The organism is Mucilaginibacter angelicae (assembly GCF_042434235.1).
In the GTDB taxonomy this organism is placed as follows: domain Bacteria; phylum Bacteroidota; class Bacteroidia; order Sphingobacteriales; family Sphingobacteriaceae; genus Mucilaginibacter; species Mucilaginibacter angelicae.
The window spans coordinates 157,187-177,509 of the sequence record NZ_JBHLTS010000080.1 but is presented as its reverse complement, the minus strand read 5'-3'; the positions used below and the strand labels follow the sequence as shown (position 1 = coordinate 177,509).

Here is a 20,323-nt window from a genome sequence, read left to right as displayed (position 1 = left end):
TGCAGTGAAAAGCCCACAGCGCGGGTTGGGGTTGCGGGCAGGCAAAGCGAGGACTTGTAACGGAAAGCCCGGGCCGCAGGCAACGCCTATACTTATAAAACAGATCATAAAATACACTTAATAATCAATAGCTTACAATTACGTCATTATAAGCGATAGCGTGGCAATCCCGTAACATGAAAGCATACATGCAAGTCTGTTGTACAGGCATAGCTACGAGATTGCTTCGTACCTCGCAATGACATAAATATTAGTACTTCGATCTATGACGATACTTGATAAAATAGTTGCCAATAAAAAAAGAGAAGTTGCTTCTGCAAAAAAACGTACATCGTATACCGTGCTTGAGGAGTCGGAATATTTTCACCGCGAAACTTACTCGTTTAAAGAGTTTCTGCTTGATCCGGCGCGTACCGGTATTATAGCCGAGTTTAAGCGTAAATCGCCTTCAAAAGGCATTATTAATGATAAGGTAAGGGTTAGCGCCGTTACTACCGATTATGCCGCTGCGGGCGCCTCTGCACTTTCTGTTTTAACCGACCGTAACTTTTTCATGGGCCGCAAAGCCGATTTGGTGAAAGCCCGTTCGGTAAACAGCATCCCTGTTTTGCGCAAGGATTTTATGATAGATGAGTACCAGGTAATAGAAGCAAAATCGTTAGGCGCCGATATTATTTTGCTGATAGCCGCCATACTTACCCCTGCCGAAATTGATACTATGGCCAAACTTGCCAAAAGCTTAGGTTTGAACGTGCTGCTTGAGGTACATAACCTCGAAGAGCTGGAACGTAGCATCAACCCCAACCTGGATGCCATTGGTGTAAATAACCGCAACCTGGCCGACTTTACCGTATCGGTAGAAACCTCTTATAAATTAGCCAAACATATCCCTGCCGAGTTTATGAAGATTTCGGAAAGCGCCATCAGCGACCCTGAAACTATCCGCCACCTCAAACTGGAAGGTTTTAATGGGTTCCTTATCGGCGAAACTTTTATGAAACAGCCGGATCCCGGGCAGGCCATGCGTGATTTTGTGGCTTTGTTATAAGAGAATACAAAGGCTTAGTAAACTAATAACATCCTATACTTCCCTGCCCTGTGGAAGTGTTAAAAAGAGGATAATCAACACAGAAAAGCTGCTGTTATTTACCTCAACTTGGCTGACTGTGAAATGATTGCCGGGCCTATCTCTCAAATTGTATAAAGTACACTATCTTAAATTAGTTAAAATGCCCGGTTATTTCCTAACCGGGCATTTTTTTAACCAGTAAAAGAAATACTTTCACCCTGGTTTCATTGTTCATTTTGTTCATGTTTTATCAAACATATTTTCAGTATTTTACGTAAAAAGCCACACATCATTGCCAGGTTGGTATAAAATAACAGAATTATCTGCCAATCTTAAAACAGTGCTCAATAAGGGGAGTCGTTAACGAGAACCGCTTGCAGCCACATTATTGAGTATAAAGAGACTTATGAAGAACATTAATAAGCCGTTACTTGTACTATTTCTGCTGATCCTTAGTTCGCTTGCCGGGTACAGCCAAACCTGTACATTAAATGTTTCTATATCCTCAACTGCTACTACTATTTGTTCGGGAAAAAGTGTAACATTAACCGCCAACCTAACCGGGGGTACCGGTCCCTTTACTTATATCTGGAACACCGGCGAGAATACAGCATCTATTGATGTTAACAAGGCCGGAACTTATACCGTTACAGTAAGCGATAAAACACCGGGCTGCCAACCTAAAGTTACCAGTATTCAGGTCACTTCCGTGGCATCTCCAAATCCGCCTACGGTTGATAACCAGATTGTTTGCCCCAATACTGCGGCAACATTAACAGCTAAAGCACCCGGCGGAACATACCAGTGGTATGATGCTAATGGCAATTTCCTGTTCACCGGTAATCCATATGTAACGGATCCAATTACCCAGGGTACAATTTTTTATGTAGAAACAACGGTAGGCAGCTGTACCAGTACGCGGAGCGCGGTTGTGGTTAACGTAACTGGCCGTCCAAGTATCCAGTCAGATCCGGTGTGTTACGGCACTTCTGCAACATTAATAGCATCAGGTGCCGATAGTTATGCATGGTATTCAAATGCTTCGGGAACGGGAACGCCTTTGAGCAATGATGCAACCTTTAACACCCCTGCTTTATTTACCAATACTACTTATTATCTTTTTACGGTAATTAAAGGCTGTGCCAGTTCCGGCATACCCGTAGTTGCCAGGATAAACGCGCCGCCTGCCGTTCCGGTAGTAGGCCCCGGCACCAGTGTTTGTTCAGGATCATCGATCACCCTGCATGCAGATGCAAATGGTGTGGTTGAATGGTATGATGTACCCTCAGGTGGTTCACCGCTAATTTCCAGTCCTGATTATACAACACCGGTACTTACAGCTCCAATAACGTATTACGTGCAAACACGTGTGGGCGATTGTACAAGTAACCGTATAGCAGTACCTGTATCTGTAGCGCCAATACCCGCCGCCCCGCCTTCACAATCGCCCGTTGCCTGTTATGGCACCAGTATTACCTTAACTGCCGATCCATCGCCCACCGGTACATATGCCTGGTATACGGCAGCAACAGGAGGTAACCCGGTTGGCATAGGCAATACTTTTAATACCCCGGTTTTAACAAGTAATACAACCTACTATGTTGAGCGCAGCAACGGCACTTGTACAAGCGACCGTACCCCGGTACCAGTTACCATAACCCCGGCACCGGAGCCGCCAATTGTTTCCGACGGGCCGGTAATCTGTAACGGTACATCCACCTCTTTAACTGCAACATCAACACAGGGCGGAACTTTTCAATGGTTTACTACAGCTACCGGAGGTACTGCCATATTTTCGGGCGATACATTTATAACGCCTGCCTTAACAGCCACCACTACTTATTATGTTCAAACAACTGTAGGGACATGTATAAGCGACAGGTCGGCAATTACAGTAACGTTACTTGACCCTATCCCCGCTCCTGTATCACCAGGTACGGCAATATGTTCCGGCACCTCGGCCACACTTACAGCAACCGGCTCGCCCGATGATTATGAGTGGTATGATCAGCCAACAGGAGGCACCCTTTTAGTAACCGGCAATACCTATGTTACACCTGAGCTTACAGCAAATACAACCTACTACGTACAAAGCATTGCCAACAAATGCAACGGGCCCCGCACTGCTGTAACTGTGAAGATTAACCAACCGCCGGTTGCTCCATCTGTTAATGGTACTGCAACGGTATGCCCGGGCCAATCGGCAACCTTAAGCGTGCCTGCATCGGGCGAAACCATTGAGTGGTATACTGATGCTACCGGCGGCGTACCGGTACATACCGGTAACGTTTATACTACCAGTCCTTTATTTGCTCAAACAACCTTTTACGCACAGGCGGGTAATGGTACATGTATAAGCCCGCGTACTGCTTATACAGTATCAACAACTCCTATTATTGATCCGCAGTTCCAATACCCATCCGGAACAATTTGTACTTCGGGGAGCAATGTTGTGCCTGTTATTTATAATCCGGCCGGAGGTACCTTTTCCGCCTCATCTTCCGGACTTGTTTTTGTGAGTAAAACTACCGGCGAGATCAATGTGGCGGCAAGTGCGGTAGGGAAATATACCGTCTTTTTTACTTACGGTGGCACCTGCCCTGGTACGGCCAGCCAAAGCATATCAATAGTAATAACCCCTAATGCCAGTTTTTCATATAATACGCCGATTTGTAATGATGTACCAAACCCGCTTCCCGCTTTTGCTGCAGGGGCCAGCGCGGGAGTTTTCAGCGAAGCTTCGGGTAACCTGGTATTTAAAAATGCCAGTACCGGCGAAATAGACCTGGATAAAACTCCTGCGGGCACGTATACCATAACCAATACTATAGCCGCAAGCGGCGGTTGTGCACAAAGCATTAATACCGGTACGATAACTATTTATGACAAGGTTGATATAAATGCGGGCCCCACCCAAACTGTACAACAAGGGGACCCTGTACCATTGGGAGGAAGTATTAAAGGGGGGATTTTCACAGGAAAATGGACAGGCGGAGCAGGCACATTCTCCGACCCAAGAAAGAAGGACGCTATTTACACCCCTGGCCCCGGCGAAACGGTTGCAATACTTACGCTAACTTCTGATGACCCTGCCGGGCCCTGCGGTGCTAAATTAAGCCGCGTTACCATTTACATAAACCCAAAGCCAGCCGCACCTACTGTCGCTGCCGTTAAACCTGTTTGTATCGGGAGTACAGCTACCCTTGTAGCATCAGCACCGGGAGGCACGTATCGCTGGTATAGCGATGCTACCGGCGGAACAGCCCTTAAAGCTGGCCCGATATTTACTACCCCGCCAATATTGAGCGATATTACTTACTACGTTGCAACAACTGTAGGCGGTATTGTCAGCAATCGTACCCCTGTATTGGTTAAGGCAATGGCCCCGCCTGCTGCGCCGGTGGTTGGCACGGATAACAAGGTAACGGTTTGCGAAGGGCAATCTGCAATACTTACAGCAAGCGGTTCAACGGGCACTTATACCTGGTACAATGTTCCTGTTGGCGGCAGCCCTGTAAAACAAGGCAATCCTTTTCCTACGACTCCGTTAACTATCAACCGTAGTTATTATGTAGAAACTACAGTGAATGGCTGTATCAGTGAGCGAACCAAAGTTGATGTAACGGTTACGCCTGCCCCGCACGTAACAAGCAGCGGCACGGGTGAGCCGGTGTGCAGCGGTACTGCATTAAATTATGCCATAACGGCCGATCAGCCGGGTACAACTTTTTCATGGGACCGCCCTGCCGTAGCCGGCATCAGTAACCCCGCGGTAACCGGTCAAACAACAAGCTCAATTACCGAAACACTGATCAATACCAATCCCAATGGTACAGCCGTTGATGTAACTTATAACATAACACCATATTTAAATGGTTGCCCGGGTCCTGTATTTACCTACAAAGTAACTATAAATGCCACGCCTGTTGTTATAAATCCCGGACACGATCCTATTTGCAATGGCACAAGCACTAATTACCAGGTTAAATTTAACACCCCGGCTACAAGCTTTACCTGGAGCCGGGCGGCCGTTACAGGCATCAGTAATGCGGCGGTATCCGGGCAGGCTTCCCCAATTATAAAGGAGGTACTTTTTAATACAACCAATGAGCCTGTTGTAGTTACGTATGTGTTTAATTTTAAAACCAGTACTTGTCCGGGAACACCATATGAGCTCAAGGTAACCGTTAATCCGGCGGTGTTAATTACCAATCCAGCACCACTCGCATCTGTCATGTGTAATAATACTCCATTGGGGCTTACTTTAACATCCAATGTATCTTCGCCTACGTTTTTGTGGAGCCGGCCGGCTGTTCCGGGTATTAGCAACCCTGCGGTTACCAATCAAACAGGAAATACCATTAATGAAGCGCTGGTTAATACCTTAACAACAGCACTGCAGGTTCCTTATACTATAACACCTATGGCATTTGGCTGTGCCGGCACCCCCGTTACTTATACAGTGATCGTGAGGCCTGAAACTTTAAAGCCCGACGGGCATAGTAACAGCCCTGTTTGCGAAGGAAATAATATTGTGCTGTCAACCCAGACTGTTGCCGGTGCGGAGTACCTGTGGACCGGTCCTAATAATTATCAATCAACAGATCCAAGCCCAACTATTCCGAATGCTACTGCTGCTAACGCAGGTACTTATAATTTATATTTGATCATAAACAAATGCCCGGGCGAACCATTCCCTGTACATGTTGAGGTAGATCCAACCCCGATTGTTGATGCGGGCCCTTCGCACAACGTATGTATTAGTGCTCCATTTATACAGCTTGAGGGTAGTGTGCAAAGCGCTACCAGAACCGGGATCTGGACTGGCGGTGCAAACGGCGGTTTCTCTAAACAGGATAATCCTAAGGGACAATATTTTCCGTCAATTGAAGACAGGAATGCAGGATCTGTAACGCTGACCCTAACATCAACCGGTAAAGATTTTTGCCCTGTATCCAAGGATGTGACCTTTAAATTTGCGCCAAGCCCCGGCGCCGATGCCGGGCCGCCAAGCATTGATAATGTTTGTAACGAAACCCCCATGGTGCCATTAAGCGGTCAGCCACTTTCAGGCACTACCGTAAAGTGGACCTCAGCATCGGGCTTAGGTAAATTCATTCCTTCAGATGATGTATACAATCCAACCTTTCAGCCTGATCCTATTGATATTGCCAAAGGCTTTGTTAAATTAACGCTTAGGGCAACTCAGGCTGATGATTGTCATACCCCTACTGATGATATTACCATTAATTTTGTTCCGCCTCCAACGGTGCAGGCTGATGCCGCCGGCGATACAAGGTATGTTTTAAAAGATCACACCATCACTTTAAACCCTGTGGTAGGCAGCGAAAACGTAACATATGAATGGACGCCGACCACAGGCCTGGATAACCCTGCTGTTAAAAACCCTGTTGTAACCGGCGATCAGGATATAATCTACGAACTGAAAATCACTGATAAATCAAACGGTTGTGTTAATAAAAGCCATGTTGCGGTTAAGGTTTCGCCGGTGATAAACATCAGCAATACATTTACACCTAACGGCGATGGGGCAAATGATTACTGGGAGATCAAAGGCCTTGTTGCCTATGAAAACTGTACTGTGGATGTTTTCAATCGTTACGGGCAGCTTTTATTCCACTCTGTTGGGTATCCTAAACCATGGGACGGTACTTTTCAGGGAAAACAGGTTCCTTCCGGCACTTATTACTATGTAGTAAACACAAAGATGAACAATCAGGTTTTTTCGGGCTATGTGGTGATTTTACGATAATTAAAGCAGCTTTAATACTATCAAAAGTGCCACAAACGAAAATACAGCCATATTCATGAACTGTTTTGAGCGTTGGTTTGCCTGAACAATTTCAGATGCACGGCCATTATCAATGAAGCGGTAGTACCTGCGGCTGTAACCGTATGATATTACAAACAGGATTAAAGGGATGTAAAGCAGTAAATATTTCATTAACATAAAATTAAGCATAGTGCGCATTTTTAGCTAATGGTTAATAAGAACTGAACGGAATGAACAAAACAATTTTATTCAGAACCTGAGGCTTGTTTAATGATTGCTGACTAACAGGTTTGCAGCTGCCTGGGTGCTGCATTTTTGATATTTTACATATGCTGCAACTGCCCGTTGCCGGATGCTTGCTTGTGTTTCGTTATTGATATAGCCTGTTAGGGCATCATGAAGTGTGTAAGCTTCGGGGCACATGAGCCCGGTTGTCCAAAGCAGGGGATTGGCTTTGGCGGTAGTAATGAAACCGTTGAAATATTTTTTGCTGATGCAGGCCAGAATGATGCAATCGCGGGTTTTGCCATCTGCATTTTTAAATTCATTGGGCAGCCTGAAATCCATCAGGCCATCGTGGCCAATATAAGCCAGCAATTGTGCATTGCCATTAATACCTATAACCTGCCTGTTGTAATGTATGGTATCCTTTAATTGCCCGGCGCAGCTGAATAAGAAATCTTCGGTAGTTTTTTCAATGGCCTGGCCGTCCCAGGCATCGGCTACTAAATAAACTTTTTTTGTACGATGACGGAAAATGAGCCTTTCCAATATTATTGAGCTCCCTTTTTGCTTTTTAAGCAGCTGCCAGTCTTTACTTTTTTTAAAGTAGGTACGTATACCATAATCGCATCCCCAGTATAAATTGGTTTCGGGATCCTGGCCGTTTCCGATGGCGGGCGGTACCGGTACTATTCCCTGGTATTTATTATCGCACAGGGCAACAAAAACATGGATCACTTTAAAAGCGGAATCGGTATAAGCAATGCTTTTAAGTTTCGGCGCCGCTGTATGGCCGCTATCTGCCTGGATTGGTTGTTTTACGGATGATTTACAAGAGCAAACTAATAAGCACATCAAAGCCGTAAAAATCCTGGCTTTGATGTTTGCTGTGTAGCTCATTACCTGCTATTTAAAAATTATGCTTTATTATTTTGTTAATAGCCATCCCCCAAAAACGGCCTAAGGCTTCGGCGCCTTTTTTATTGGGATGAAGATAGAATGTGCCTTCCCTGCCATTCTCCGGGATCAGATCGGTCAGGTGATTTTTTTCAAAATAGGCAAATGCTTTGGTATCGCCCACAAAAACCTGTTTAGGGTTTGTAGCGGCATATGTTTTTACAAGCTCGTCTATCATCGGCACATAACTTTGCAGCCTGCTCAGGCCTTCCTGTAAATATTTTGCGCCATTGTAGGTATTAGGGCTATACCATAGCGGGTGCTGGAAAATGACAATCGCTTTCGGGAAATCGGCTAACAATTTATCAATTATGGTCTTTAAGTTTTTTTGATAATCTTCGGGCGATACCGGTGCACCGTGCGGCCCCTGTATAGCGCTGTCATTTGTGCCAAGCTTTATCGAAAATATCAGTAGCGCATCCTTGTTGGTAAAAGCATTGGCAGCTTCCTCAACTTTGGCAAAAGTGCCGGTTCCGGGCAAAAAATCAAGCGTGGTATAACCGCTATGCCCCTGGTTGCTGAAACTTACCGTATCCAGGTTTTTTTGTTTTTGGAGATAAGCTACCGCAGTTGCCGGTGGGGCTTCGGTAGCCGCATCGGTCAGTTGAACACCCTGGGTTATGCTGTTGCCGATAAACACGATGTTTAAATTGGTTTTTTTATGCTGTGCAAAGGCCTGATTAATGGAAAATAGAATAACAATAAGTATGAACTGTTTTTTCATGTGGTTTATAAGATCATTTTACAATGTTGTACTTTTTTAGCACCCGTATTACGGCATCATGCGGCAGGGCATAAGCTTTGTTGCCATTAATGCCTTCCATGGTATCGGCAGCAACCATGGCATTGATGATAGCTTCTTCAACAGATTGTACAGTAGCCTCATACAGCGGGTTAAGCTGATCATTTGCCAGCATTTCAACCCGGGTACTGCCTGTTCGGCTAAAAGCATCCGGATTAGCCGTTGAAAATGCAAGGAAAATATCACCGGAACCATTTTCTCCCCGGCCGCCCACTTTCCCTACGCCTAAAGCAACCCGCTCGGTAAGCCGCTTCAATTGATGCGGCAGCAAAGGTGCATCTGTAGCCAATACTACAATGATACTGCCATCGCCTTCCTGGTGCTTTGATTGCGGCGGGGCTTTAAATTCATAATTCAGTGTGTCTTTTAATTCCCGGCCAACCGGCGCGCCTGCTATGGTCAGGTTCTTCTTCCTGCCAAAGTTTGATTGTACCAATACCCCCAAAGTATAGGTTTTATCATTTATAGTTACAACTCTTGATGCTGTACCGGTACCTCCTTTAAACCCCAGGCACATCATCCCGGTGCCACCGCCTACATTTCCCTCTTTTATAGTACCGGGAGCAGCATTGTTCAGCGCATCAAACGCGTTGCTTTCTTTAACCTGGAAACCGTAGATATCATTCAGTCCGCCGTCATAAGTTTCGGCCACTACAGGATAGGTATACCAATATTGTTCGTTGCCGTACCAGTTTGTATTTACAAACCATTTTAATACCGCATCGCGTACTACGCCTACACTGTTGGTATTGGTGATCATGACAGGGGTTTCTAAAAAGCCCGATTCTGTTAACCAGGTGGTGCCTGTCATTTCACCGTTGCCATTTAAGGTATACCAATTTGCAAAAACCGGGTGGTGGCTAACCTTGCCATTTGGAAAAATAGCCGTAACGCCGGTACGCACAGGGCCTTTGCCAATTATATTTTTTCCCGATCCTAAAATAATTGTACTATAACCAACTTCAACGCCCTGCACATCGGTAATGGCATTGTACCTGCCGGGTGTACCTTCAAAAGGGATACCGATATCTCGGGCCCGGGGCTTTTGCGCAAATGTGCTTATTGCCAAAAGCAGGAATACAGGGGTACTTAAATGGCGGAGACTTTTGAAACATATCATGGGTGATTGATTTAGTTAATTAAATATATCCACAATGTTTTAATTTTAAGTCACTTAGCCATAAATGATCCTGCGCAATTGGCAAATCGGATCACTACCATTTAACACCCATGTTCCAAAACATGAACGCCCATTTATCAACCTGGCCGTTTATAAGCTGGGCTGTACTTTGCCCTGCCCCATGACCGGCATTGGTTTCAATACGGATAAGCGTTGGGGCTGTTCCCTGCTGGTATTCCTGCAGGCGCGCGGCAAACTTAAAGGAATGGGCTGGTACTACGCGGTCGTCATGATCGGCGGTGGTAATCATTGTAGCCGGGTAAACACCGGGTTTAAGGGCATGGTAAGGCGAATAGTTATAAAGGTATTTAAACATCTGCTCCGAATCTTCGGCGGTGCCGTAATCATAGCTCCAGCCTGCCCCTGCAGTAAATTTATTATACCTGAGCATATCCAGCACACCTACGGCAGGGAAAGCTACTTTGAACAGATCGGGGCGCTGGGTTAACATGGCGCCAATAAGCAAGCCTCCGTTAGAGCCGCCCGAAACGGCAAGGTAATCCTTTGATGTGTATTTGTTTTTGATAAGATATTCGGCAGCGGCTATAAAATCATCAAACACATTCTGCTTTTTTAGTTTGATGCCTTTGCGGTGCCAGGTTTCGCCATATTCGCCGCCGCCGCGCAGGTTAGGCACAGCATAAATACCACCATGCTCAAGCAATATAATGTTTGATGTACTGAAGGCCGGGGTTAAGCTAATGCCAAAGCCACCATACGCATACAGCAATGTTGGGTTTTGCCCGTTAAGCACAGTTCCCTTTTTGTAGGTGATGATCATCGGGATCTTTGTTTTATCCTTTGAGGTATAAAACACCTGCTTTGATTCGTACTGTTCAGGATCAAACTTTACCCCTGATTTTTTATAGACCACCGAGTTGCCGGTTTCAATATCGAGCTTAAAAATAGTAGGAGGGTATATGTAGTTAGTAAAAGTGTAATAAGTTACCTTTTCTTCCTTCTTGGTTCCAAAGCCCGATGCGGAGCCAATTGAGGGCAGCTGAATAGTGCGCTCAAGCTTGCCATCCATATTGTATTGCTGGATTAGTGAGGTGGCATCCTGCAGGTATTCGGCAAAAATTTTACCTCCTCCGGTGGTAGCGCTCAGGACATTTTTAGTTTCGGGGATCAGGTTTTTCCAATGAGTAATGCCCGGCTCGGCGGCATCAACAGTAATAATTTTAAAATTGGGCGAGTAGATGTTGGTGAGGATATAAAGCTTGCTCCCCACGTTATCCAAAACACTGTGTTGATTATCAAAGTTGTTTACAATGTTAATAATCTGGCTGCCGGGTTTGCTTAAATCCTGGATATATAGCTCGTTGCCGGTTGTTGAGGTGGCAGCTGTGATCACTAAAAAGCGTTCGTCTTCGGTAAGGTAGGCGCCAATATAGCGGCGAGGGGTTTTATCACCGCCAAAGATCAGCTTATCGGTACTTTGCGGTGTGCCAAGCTTGTGGTAATAAAGCTTATGAAACTGTGTCATGCCCGAAAGCTGGCTGCCTTCTGTTGGCTTATCATAGCTGCTGTAATAAAAGCCGTCGGTGCCGTGCCAGGCCAGGCCACTGAATTTTACGTCTTTCAGGGTATCGCCAACAACACTTTTATCTTCGGCGTTAATAACGATAACCTTGCGCCAGTCCGAGCCGCCTTCAGAGATCTGGTAAGCGGCAAGGTCGCCATTTTTGCTAAAGTCGATGCCCTGCAGTGAGGTAGTGCCATCGGCAGAGAATTTATTGGGATCGAGGAAAACTTCAGGAACACCGTTATCACCTAACTGGCGGTACAGTACGTTCTGGCTTTGCAAACCATCGTTTTTATAAAAGTAGATGTATTTACCTTCTTTAAAAGGGGCGCTATACTTTTCATAGTTCCATAAGAATTCCAGGCGTTTGTGAATTTCGGCCCGGTAGGGGATCTGGTCGAGATAGTTGAAAGTTACTTTATTTTCGTCCTGTACCCAGGCTTTGGTATCATCGGCATGGTCATGCTCAAGCCAGCGATAAGGATCAGGCACCTGGGTGCCAAAATAGGTATCAACAACATCAACCTTTTTTGTTTTGGGGTATGGGAGTGTTTTTATAGTCATTTGTGCATGTGTGTAGCTGCAAAATAAAACAGCTAACGCTAATAAACAGAACGTTTTTTTCATGGAAGTTTAAATTACAGGAAACTAAAGATAGCCATTTAAGGCACATTGCCGCAAGGTAATCATGGCCGAAAAGGTTAAAAGTTGTTAATTTTGCAGCCGGTTGCTGTTTAATTGGCCGGGGCAGGCTATATTAGCGGCGTAAAAAAACTGCTGTAAAACAAGGGCAAATAACTAAAAATTAACCCCTTGGTTTTTTGGAAATGATATCTGCTGTGATTTTCAGGCCTAAACCGGGCCCGGCTATCATATAAGTATCAATAATAATGCGTTTTTTTACACGTTTGCTTTGCAGCTTAAGTATGCAACAGCAAACCTTACGGTAATACAGTTACATAATAACAAACATGAAACAAACCCTTACTTTTTTTACAGCAGGCCTTTTAATGCTGCTGGCATTTACTTCAAAAGCTCAGGATACCAACGATAAAGATGATGAAACCAAGGTTAAACTTAAACCTTATGTAGGGTTAAGCATGGGAATATCCTATGCCCTGAGGGATTTTGCAAAAGCAGATTACAGTAATAATAAATCGGGCTTTGGAAATAAGGGCGTTACCTTCCAGCTTGACGGTGCATATTACCTGCACCGGAATTTTGGGATTGGTTACACCTTTTCATACCAGGATCAAAGCAATTTTTCATATGATGACGACCTGATATTATCGCAGGGCTATACTACCGATTTTAAAGCCGATCAGGGCACAGTATCTGCAGATAAACGTTACCGCAGCTTTAACCTGTTGGTAGGTCCGCAATATACCTTTGTATGGCGCAGCCTGTCATTTGATGTAAGGGCATCGGCAGGTGCTATTAAAAGCCAAACTTCACCGGTGTTAACTATAACTGTTACCGGTGTTGATGCACAAACCGGCAGCATTACGCAGGAAAGTTCTAAAGGCTATGCTTTTGCTTATGGCGGCAGCGCGGCAATCAGGTTTGATATGGGTGCGGGTTGGGGCTTATCGCTAAAAGGCAACTATGTTAACTCATCCGGGTATAATGTAACCACAACAGGCCGTACACTGAATGTAGGCCGTTTGGTAACCAAGCAGCCAATTACCGAAGGACAGATAGTATTTGGCCTATATAAAGCATTTTAATTTAAAGCTAAAAGCTTAATGCATAAAGCTGAAGGCTAATAAAAACTCTGAATAAGATTTTAATTATAAACAGGAAAAGCAGATCATTGATCTGCTTTTCCTGTTTATAATGTTTGATATTGATTAGTTAACCGTGATTTGTTCGGGCTTATCGGCCACAATTTCGGGCTGACCTTTAAAAAGCTCAAATACGCCGGTTGCACACACATGCTTCCCTTTTATGCCGGACAAATCAAGCTTTATTTGATTCCCCTTTACGGCTATGGTATATTTTTGCCTTGGATAGGCCGCACCCATATTTAGCAAGGTAAGCGTATCGCTTACGGCCTTAAACGAATAAACGGTATCGCATAAGGTGCCTGTTTTGCCTATGTTGTTCTTAAAATCGGCCATGGTAAAGCCCTTCGACTGTGCCGATGCTTTGCCTGCAAAAATGACCAGGATCAATGCCGGCAGTAATAGTTTTTTCATTGTTTAGTATCTCAGTTTTTTGGTGATTGCTGGTCTTTGCCTTTTTTATCAGGTGCGGGGGCATAGCCGTCTTCAAAGTTTAAAGTAAATGACGATTCGGACGCGCGGCTGGCTGCGTTCAACCCGGCTACATCCGGTTCACTATTGTCAATTATTTCGTTGCCGGTATCCTGGCCTTCGTTCTGCTCAAATTCGTTGCCCGGATCTTTGTCTTCCTGGGCATCATCAAGATTTGGATTTTCGGGGATTGCCATAATTTTAGTTTTTGATGTATTGTGAATAACCACTAAGATACGCTGTTGTTTGATGGTAATTGTGTAACAATCTTTATCTTTTCTGTTTGGCTGTTAAAACGTATTTTTGCCGAATATGCCGGTTCGCGACAAACTCTATTTTGCTTCTGATTTTCATTTAGGTACAGGTACATATGCCTCAAGCCGCCAACGCGAAGATAAGATAGTGCGCTGGCTGGATAGTATAAAGCATGATGCAGCCGAAGTGTTCCTGGTTGGCGATGTTTTTGACTTTTGGTTTGAATACAAAACGGTAGTGCCCAAAGGCTATATTCGTTTTATTGGCAAACTTGCCGAACTTGCCGATGCCGGCGTAAAGCTTTACCTGTTTAAAGGCAACCACGATATGTGGATGTTTGATTATTTTGTAAAGGAATTTGGCGCTACCATCATCAGCAATGAGTTAAAAATTGAGCGCGGCGGCAAGAAGTTTTTCATTCACCACGGAGATGGACTTGGCCCCGGTGATAACTTTTACAAGTTTTTAAAAGGATTTTTCAGGAGCGGATTTTGCCAGTGGCTGTTTGCACGCATCCATCCAAACCTTGGTGTGGGCATAGCCAATAAATGGAGCCGTCATAGCCGCGATACCAATGCAAAGAAAGAGAACCCCAAGCCGGGCGAACAGGAATGGCTGGTTAATTTTTGCCGCGAAGAGTTGAAAACCAACTTTTACGATTACCTTGTTTTTGGCCACCGCCATATGCCGCTCGATATTCAGCTAAACCCGCAAAGTCGGTATATTAACCTTGGCGAGTGGATTACGCAGTTTACCTATGCCGTTTTTGATGGCAATGAGCTAAAGCTGGAGTATTTTGAAAAGGGTGATAAATAGACTTTGATAATTGTTAAGGGTTAATACTGCCCCTTGTAACCAGAGTTTAAGATCCGGTTTTTTTGAGCATTATACTCCGATTCGGTTATTGCGCCGCTATCAAATAATTGTTTAAATTTTTGCAACTCATCTGCCGATGACTGGGGAGGAAAGTTGAAAAAGTTTTTATCCGCAATCTTTGGCGTGCAATAAACAATTATTATCCCAATAAAATTAAGGAACAGCCCTAAAAACAAGCCCGGAACAGCACCGATGGTTCGCTTGGCTCCCGCGTTATACCCCCACACCGGGAAAATGATCATTGATCCGAGGCTGCCAAAAGCAACAATAATTAAAATGATTTCAGGTGCGCCTAATCCGCCCATAGTTTTAAGGTTTAGAATATTAAAATAAGAAACCTAATATATAAATAAGTTTTCAATACAAGTATTGAAACATATATTGTGTATCCAATCTCTTGTGGCTATCATTGTTTGCCGATTGTAATAAGCTGGTGGCAGCATAGTTGTATAACCTAACAGGGCATCTTTCTTACAGAAAAAATGTGTACTTTTGTGCACTTTTTGCAGCAAGCCTGTAAACCGCCCCGAAACGTTAAATCTTTCATAAGCCGGTTCAATATCAAACAGTTTTTAGCTGCATCATTATTCATAGTATATGTTAGATAAATTAGAGCTGATATACGAGCGCTGGAAAAATGTTGAAGGTGAATTGAGCAATCCTGAAGTAATGCAGGATATGAAGCGTTTTGCCCAGTTAAATAAAGAATATAAAGATCTTGCCAAAATTGTTGATGAGTATCATATCTACAGCAACATCATGAGCAATATCGATACCAATAAAGAGATCCTGGCTACCGAGAAAGATGAAGAATTTCGCGAAATGGCCAAAATGGAGCTTGATGAATTACTTGCCCAACAGGAAGTAAAAGAGGAAGAAATTCGTCTGATGCTGATCCCTAAAGATCCTGAGGATTCTAAAAACGCCATTGTGGAGATCCGTGGTGGTACAGGTGGTGATGAAGCCGCTCTTTTTGCCGGCGATCTTTACCGCATGTATATGCGTTACTGCGAAAAACGCGGCTGGCGTACCGAGCTGGTTGACTATACCGAAGGCACCAGCGGAGGCTACAAAGAGATTGTATTTAACGTAAACGCCGAAGACGCTTACGGAACCCTTAAATATGAATCGGGTGTACACCGTGTACAACGTGTGCCGGATACCGAAACACAGGGCCGTGTACATACATCGGCAGCATCAGTAGTGGTACTGCCCGAGGTTGATGAATTTGATATCGACCTGCAGGTGAGTGATATCCGTAAGGATCTGTTCTGTGCTTCGGGACCGGGCGGTCAGTCGGTAAATACTACTTACTCTGCCGTAAGGTTAACCCACCTTCCTACAGGTATTGTTGCCCAGTGTCAGGATCAGAAATCGCAATTAAAAAACTACGATAAAGCTTTACAGGTATTACGTTCAAGGGTGTATGAAATGGAGCTGCAAAAGCACCTTGCCGAAACATCTAAAAAACGTAAAACCATGGTATCAACCGGCGACAGGTCGGCCAAGGTACGTACCTATAACTACCCTCAGGGCCGCTTAACCGAGCACCGCATTGGTCTTACCATTTACAACCTTCCGGGCGTGCTTAACGGCGATTTGCAGGAGATTCTTGAATCACTTCAGTTTGCAGAGAATGCTGAGAAATTGAAAGAAGGAACAGTGGCGTAAGTTACTGTTAGATGATATAATAAAAATCCCCAGCCTGATGGTTGGGGATTTTTTGTTTGCTTTCATCGAGAAATCGTCATTGTGAGGTACGAAGCAATCCCCTATAAGCAGGTCCGCCCTGTAGAGTCGGGGATTGCTTCGTACCTCACAATGACGGTTTTAAAAGTATACGATTTTTTTATTATAACTTAAACTTCCCCTTCAAAGCGGCCAGTTTTAAAGCCATATCTGTTTCGGGCTCTTTTTCAACCCTTTTATTAAAGTTTGGCTTGTTGTTGCCTTGAGGCCGGCGGTCGTCATTACGGCGCTGATCCGGTGCGCTTTTGTCGTTCTCTTTCATAGATAAGGCAATACGCTTGCGGTTCACATCAACCTCGGTAACGGTTACCTCAACCTTTTGATGTACTTTCAATACTTCGTTAGGGTCTTTAATGTAACGGTTGGTGATCTGGCTCAGGTGAACAAGGCCATCCTGGTGAACACCGATATCAACAAAAGCACCAAAAGCAGTAATGTTAGTTACAATGCCCGGCAGCTTCATGCCTACTTTCAAATCGCCAATAGCATTTACCCCATCGGTAAAGCTGAAGGCCTCAAACTGCTCACGCGGGTCGCGGCCTGGTTTGGCAAGCTCGGCCATGATGTCGTTCAGGGTTGGCAAACCAACAGTTTCGGATGTGTATTTTTGCAGCGGGATGCTTTTGCGCAAGGTGGCGTCGCCCATCAAATCTTTCACAGTGCATTTCAAATCCTTAGCCATTTGTTCCAGTAAACCATAACGCTCGGGGTGCACCGCGCTGGTATCCAACGGGTTTTCGGCATTGTGAATGCGGAGGAAGCCTGCCGCCTGCTCAAAAGCCTTATCGCCCAGGCGGGGAACTTTCTTTAATTGTTCACGGCGTTTAAAGGCGCCATTTTGGTTACGGTATTCCACAATGTTTTGTGCCAGTTGAGGGCCAAGGCCAGATACATAGGCCAGGATCTGTTTTGAGGCAGTGTTTAACTCTACACCCACCGCGTTCACCGCACTGATCACTGTGTCATCTAAGGACGTCTGAAGCTTGTTTTGATCAACGTCATGCTGGTACTGGCCTACACCAATTGATTTTGGGTCAATCTTTACCAATTCAGCCAGTGGGTCCATCAAACGGCGACCGATGGATACTGCCCCCCTTACGGTAACGTCATAGTCAGGAAATTCCTCCCTTGCCACTTCAGATGCTGAATAAATAGAAGCACCGCTTTCATTTACCATCACAATAGTTGCACCCGGTAAATTAAGGTTGCGCACAAATACTTCAGTTTCGCGGCCGGCCGTGCCGTTACCTATGGCAATAGCTTCAATATTATATTTCTGGAACAGGTGCTGTACCGTTTTTTCGGCTTCACGTGCCTGGCCTGCACCTGTGTGCGGGTAAATGGCAGTGTTTTCGAGCAGTTTACCCTGTTCATCCAAACAAACCAGTTTACAGCCTGTGCGGAAACCGGGGTCAAGCGCCATTACCCGTTTTTGGCCAAGCGGCGCGCTCAGTAAAAGCTGGCGGGCATTTTCGGCAAATACGCGGATAGCTTCCTCGTCGGCTTTCTTTTTAGTAAGCAGGCGCACCTCCGTTTCCATTGAAGGTTTCAGCAGGCGTTTGTAGCCATCGGTAATAGCTAAACGAACTTGTCCTGAAGCCTGGTTGTTGGCTTTGATAACTGAACTTTCCAATAGGTTCAGCGCATCATCTTCCTCAGGTTTCAGGTCGAGCCACAGGATCTCTTCCTTTTCGCCGCGGCGCATGGCCAATACACGATGAGATGGAGCGGTTTTAACGGGCTCCGTCCATTCAAAGTAGTCTTTGTATTTAATCCCTGCTTCCTCTTTGCCTTCAACTACTCTTGAAGCAAAGGTGCCTTTCTCTACAAACAGTTCACGGATTTTAGTGCGTACCTCGGCATTTTCAGCAACGGTTTCAGCAATGATATCCCTGGCACCGGCTAATGCTTCTTCAACACTTGCTACGCCTTTTTCATCGCTGATATATTCGGCAGCTATCAGTTCCGGGTCGATATTGCTTTGCTCTAATAAAACATCTGCCAATGGCTGCAGGCCTTTTTCGCGGGCCGCAGTAGCGCGGGTTTTGCGTTTTGGGCGATAAGGAAGATAAATATCTTCCAATGCAACCATGGTTTCGGCTTCATTGATTTGCTTTTCGAGCTCAGGCGTTAGTTTGCCCATATCTGTAAGCGATTTCAGGATGGCCTCGCGGCGTTTATCCAGTTCGCGCAGTTGTTGTACGCGATCGCGGATATTGGCAACCTGTACCTCATCCAGACTGCCGGTAAGCTCTTTACGGTAACGGGAAATGAACGGAACAGTAGCTCCTTCATCAAGCAGGGCAACGGTGGCGGTTACCTGTTTTTCGGCAACTGCAAGCTCTGCAGCTATTATTTTATAATGAATACTCATAATCAAAATTCGGACTGCGAAGTTGGGGGAATAGGCTTACAATTCAAAAAAAGATTGTTAACAAAAGGTTGAAAGTTTTTTGATTTACCTACTTAGAAACGTCATTGCGAGGTACGAGGCAATCGCGAACTATACAAGGCGAACTTGCATAGCTACTCTGTATGTTGGGGATTACTTCGTACCTCGCAATGACGCGTAAAAACTATGCCTACCCCTTCAAATCAACCAGCTTCTCGGCCATTACCTCGCTGATTTTCCGGTATGAGTCAAATGTCCAGCCGGCCACGTGGGGGCTTAGGAGTACTTTACCACTTTGCTTTAATTCTTCAAACCATTGCTGATCGGCAAGGGCGGGAAATTTTTCAACTTCCAGCACATCCAAACCTGCGCCTAAAATTTTGCCTTGTTTTATGGCATTAAGTACAGCAGATACTTTAGCAGTTTTGCCGCGTGATGTATTCAAAAAGAATATAGGCTTTTTAAAATGGAACAGGTATTCGTCATCCACTAATCCGTTGGTTTCGGGCGTTAGGGGGATGTGGAGGCTCAGCACATCACTGTGCTTTACAATTTCTTCCATGCTTACCTCGCGGGCATATTTATCGCTGAAGCCGGTTTTATATTTATCGTAAGCAATAACATTTACCTGGAAGCCAGAAAGCTTACGGGCAAAGCTGCTACCCATATGGCCGTAACCAATAATGCCTACGGTTTTACCTTTAAGTTCATAACCCCGGTTGGCTTCCCGCTGCCATTTACCGTCACGGATTTCGGCATCGCCCCGGTTAAGGTTGTTCATTAACGATAACAGCAAACCTATGGCATGCTCACCTACAGCGTCGGAATTACCTTCGGGTGCATTGATGAGGTTTATACCTTTCTGTGCGGCATAATCTTCATCAATATTATCCATACCGGCACCGGCACGGGCTATAAATTGGAGGTTAGTAGCGGCATCAAGCACAGCCTTATCCACCCTGAACTTTGAGCGGATCACCAAACCGGCATAGTCGCCTATGATCTGCAAGGCTTCGTCAACCTTAATCAGCGGACGGTAATCGCAGGTGTAACCTTTAGCTTCGGCCTGCTCCATAAATATGGCATGCACATCATCAACAATAAGGATATTATTTTTCAACGTTGTATCAATTATTTATAAGAGGCCAAATTTACAAAATGCAAGGGTATTAGCCGACAGGCTTTTATCATGATTGGTGATTTTTACAGAGTGAATATAAAAGAGCGTCATTGTGGCATTAGCTTGT

Annotated in this window: 15 protein-coding genes; 5 read left to right on the top strand and 10 right to left on the bottom strand. The window is 45.0% G+C overall.

The window, feature by feature from the left end; translation table 11 throughout:
- Positions 1–265 precede the first annotated feature (265 nt).
- Positions 266–1,048: an indole-3-glycerol phosphate synthase TrpC gene (trpC, locus tag ACFFGT_RS32125; protein WP_377026612.1), complete on the top strand. Its 783-nt coding sequence runs from the start codon at positions 266–268 to the stop codon at positions 1,046–1,048.
- Positions 1,049–1,475: 427 nt separating this feature from the next.
- Positions 1,476–6,842 carry an Ig-like domain-containing protein gene (locus tag ACFFGT_RS32120; protein ID WP_377026611.1) on the top strand — a complete coding sequence of 1,789 codons (5,367 nt, stop codon included), beginning with the start codon at positions 1,476–1,478 and terminating at the stop codon, positions 6,840–6,842.
- Here the strand turns inward: ACFFGT_RS32120 and ACFFGT_RS32115 are convergent, their stop codons facing one another.
- From ACFFGT_RS32115 to ACFFGT_RS32095, 5 genes are all read right to left on the bottom strand, one after another.
- Positions 6,843–7,034 (bottom strand): hypothetical protein, encoded by a 192-nt coding sequence (locus ACFFGT_RS32115; protein ID WP_377026610.1) that lies wholly within the window; start codon positions 7,032–7,034, stop codon positions 6,843–6,845. It lies immediately after the preceding gene.
- A 96-nt stretch (positions 7,035–7,130) separates the two neighbouring features.
- On the bottom strand, positions 7,131–7,985 hold the full coding sequence (locus ACFFGT_RS32110; protein WP_377026609.1) for a hypothetical protein: 855 nt from the start codon (positions 7,983–7,985) through the stop codon (positions 7,131–7,133).
- 10 nt (positions 7,986–7,995) lie between these two features.
- Positions 7,996–8,766: a GDSL-type esterase/lipase family protein gene (locus ACFFGT_RS32105; protein WP_377026608.1), complete on the bottom strand. Its 771-nt coding sequence runs from the start codon at positions 8,764–8,766 to the stop codon at positions 7,996–7,998.
- Positions 8,767–8,779: 13 nt separating this feature from the next.
- Entirely contained in the window at positions 8,780–9,964 is a 1,185-nt protein-coding gene (locus ACFFGT_RS32100; protein WP_377026607.1) for a DmpA family aminopeptidase, read from the bottom strand.
- A gap of 94 nt (positions 9,965–10,058) precedes the next feature.
- Positions 10,059–12,176, bottom strand: a complete 2,118-nt coding sequence (locus tag ACFFGT_RS32095) for a prolyl oligopeptidase family serine peptidase (protein ID WP_377026606.1) — start codon at positions 12,174–12,176, stop codon at positions 10,059–10,061.
- A gap of 344 nt (positions 12,177–12,520) precedes the next feature.
- On the opposite strand from ACFFGT_RS32095, the gene ACFFGT_RS32090 reads away from it, so the two are divergent.
- On the top strand, positions 12,521–13,276 hold the full coding sequence (locus tag ACFFGT_RS32090; RefSeq protein ID WP_377026605.1) for a hypothetical protein: 756 nt from the start codon (positions 12,521–12,523) through the stop codon (positions 13,274–13,276).
- Positions 13,277–13,399: 123 nt separating this feature from the next.
- On the opposite strand, the gene ACFFGT_RS32085 is transcribed toward ACFFGT_RS32090, so the two are convergent.
- Positions 13,400–13,747, bottom strand: a complete 348-nt coding sequence (locus ACFFGT_RS32085; protein WP_377026604.1) for a hypothetical protein — start codon at positions 13,745–13,747, stop codon at positions 13,400–13,402.
- Positions 13,748–13,758: 11 nt separating this feature from the next.
- Entirely contained in the window at positions 13,759–14,001 is a 243-nt protein-coding gene (locus tag ACFFGT_RS32080) for a hypothetical protein (RefSeq protein ID WP_377026603.1), read from the bottom strand.
- Between the two features lie 115 nt (positions 14,002–14,116).
- Between ACFFGT_RS32080 and ACFFGT_RS32075 the strand changes: the two genes are divergently transcribed.
- Positions 14,117–14,875, top strand: coding sequence for a UDP-2,3-diacylglucosamine diphosphatase (locus tag ACFFGT_RS32075; RefSeq protein WP_377026602.1), 759 nt, complete (start codon positions 14,117–14,119; stop codon positions 14,873–14,875).
- 20 nt (positions 14,876–14,895) lie between these two features.
- Here the strand turns inward: ACFFGT_RS32075 and ACFFGT_RS32070 are convergent, their stop codons facing one another.
- Positions 14,896–15,240 (bottom strand): SHOCT domain-containing protein, encoded by a 345-nt coding sequence (locus ACFFGT_RS32070; RefSeq protein ID WP_377026601.1) that lies wholly within the window; start codon positions 15,238–15,240, stop codon positions 14,896–14,898.
- A 292-nt stretch (positions 15,241–15,532) separates the two neighbouring features.
- On the opposite strand from ACFFGT_RS32070, the gene prfA reads away from it, so the two are divergent.
- A complete protein-coding gene (gene prfA, locus ACFFGT_RS32065) occupies positions 15,533–16,606 on the top strand; it encodes a peptide chain release factor 1 (protein ID WP_330861241.1) in 1,074 nt (357 codons plus the stop codon).
- 181 nt (positions 16,607–16,787) lie between these two features.
- On the opposite strand, the gene ACFFGT_RS32060 is transcribed toward prfA, so the two are convergent.
- Positions 16,788–19,058: a Tex family protein gene (locus ACFFGT_RS32060; RefSeq protein ID WP_377026600.1), complete on the bottom strand. Its 2,271-nt coding sequence runs from the start codon at positions 19,056–19,058 to the stop codon at positions 16,788–16,790.
- 208 nt (positions 19,059–19,266) lie between these two features.
- Positions 19,267–20,196, bottom strand: a complete 930-nt coding sequence (locus ACFFGT_RS32055; protein ID WP_377026599.1) for an NAD(P)-dependent oxidoreductase — start codon at positions 20,194–20,196, stop codon at positions 19,267–19,269.
- Positions 20,197–20,323: the final 127 nt, after the last annotated feature.

Coding starts and splice junctions, on each gene's coding strand:
- ACFFGT_RS32085 (WP_377026604.1), bottom strand. CDS start 13,747: ATGAAAAAACTATTACTGCCGGCATTGATCCTGGTCATTTTTGCAGGC.
- ACFFGT_RS32100 (WP_377026607.1), bottom strand. CDS start 9,964: ATGATATGTTTCAAAAGTCTCCGCCATTTAAGTACCCCTGTATTCCTG.
- prfA (WP_330861241.1), top strand. CDS start 15,533: ATGTTAGATAAATTAGAGCTGATATACGAGCGCTGGAAAAATGTTGAA.
- ACFFGT_RS32095 (WP_377026606.1), bottom strand. CDS start 12,176: ATGAAAAAAACGTTCTGTTTATTAGCGTTAGCTGTTTTATTTTGCAGC.
- ACFFGT_RS32080 (WP_377026603.1), bottom strand. CDS start 14,001: ATGGCAATCCCCGAAAATCCAAATCTTGATGATGCCCAGGAAGACAAA.
- ACFFGT_RS32075 (WP_377026602.1), top strand. CDS start 14,117: ATGCCGGTTCGCGACAAACTCTATTTTGCTTCTGATTTTCATTTAGGT.
- ACFFGT_RS32070 (WP_377026601.1), bottom strand. CDS start 15,240: ATGGGCGGATTAGGCGCACCTGAAATCATTTTAATTATTGTTGCTTTT.
- trpC (WP_377026612.1), top strand. CDS start 266: ATGACGATACTTGATAAAATAGTTGCCAATAAAAAAAGAGAAGTTGCT.
- ACFFGT_RS32110 (WP_377026609.1), bottom strand. CDS start 7,985: ATGAGCTACACAGCAAACATCAAAGCCAGGATTTTTACGGCTTTGATG.
- ACFFGT_RS32115 (WP_377026610.1), bottom strand. CDS start 7,034: ATGAAATATTTACTGCTTTACATCCCTTTAATCCTGTTTGTAATATCA.
- ACFFGT_RS32090 (WP_377026605.1), top strand. CDS start 12,521: ATGAAACAAACCCTTACTTTTTTTACAGCAGGCCTTTTAATGCTGCTG.
- ACFFGT_RS32105 (WP_377026608.1), bottom strand. CDS start 8,766: ATGAAAAAACAGTTCATACTTATTGTTATTCTATTTTCCATTAATCAG.
- ACFFGT_RS32060 (WP_377026600.1), bottom strand. CDS start 19,058: ATGAGTATTCATTATAAAATAATAGCTGCAGAGCTTGCAGTTGCCGAA.
- ACFFGT_RS32120 (WP_377026611.1), top strand. CDS start 1,476: ATGAAGAACATTAATAAGCCGTTACTTGTACTATTTCTGCTGATCCTT.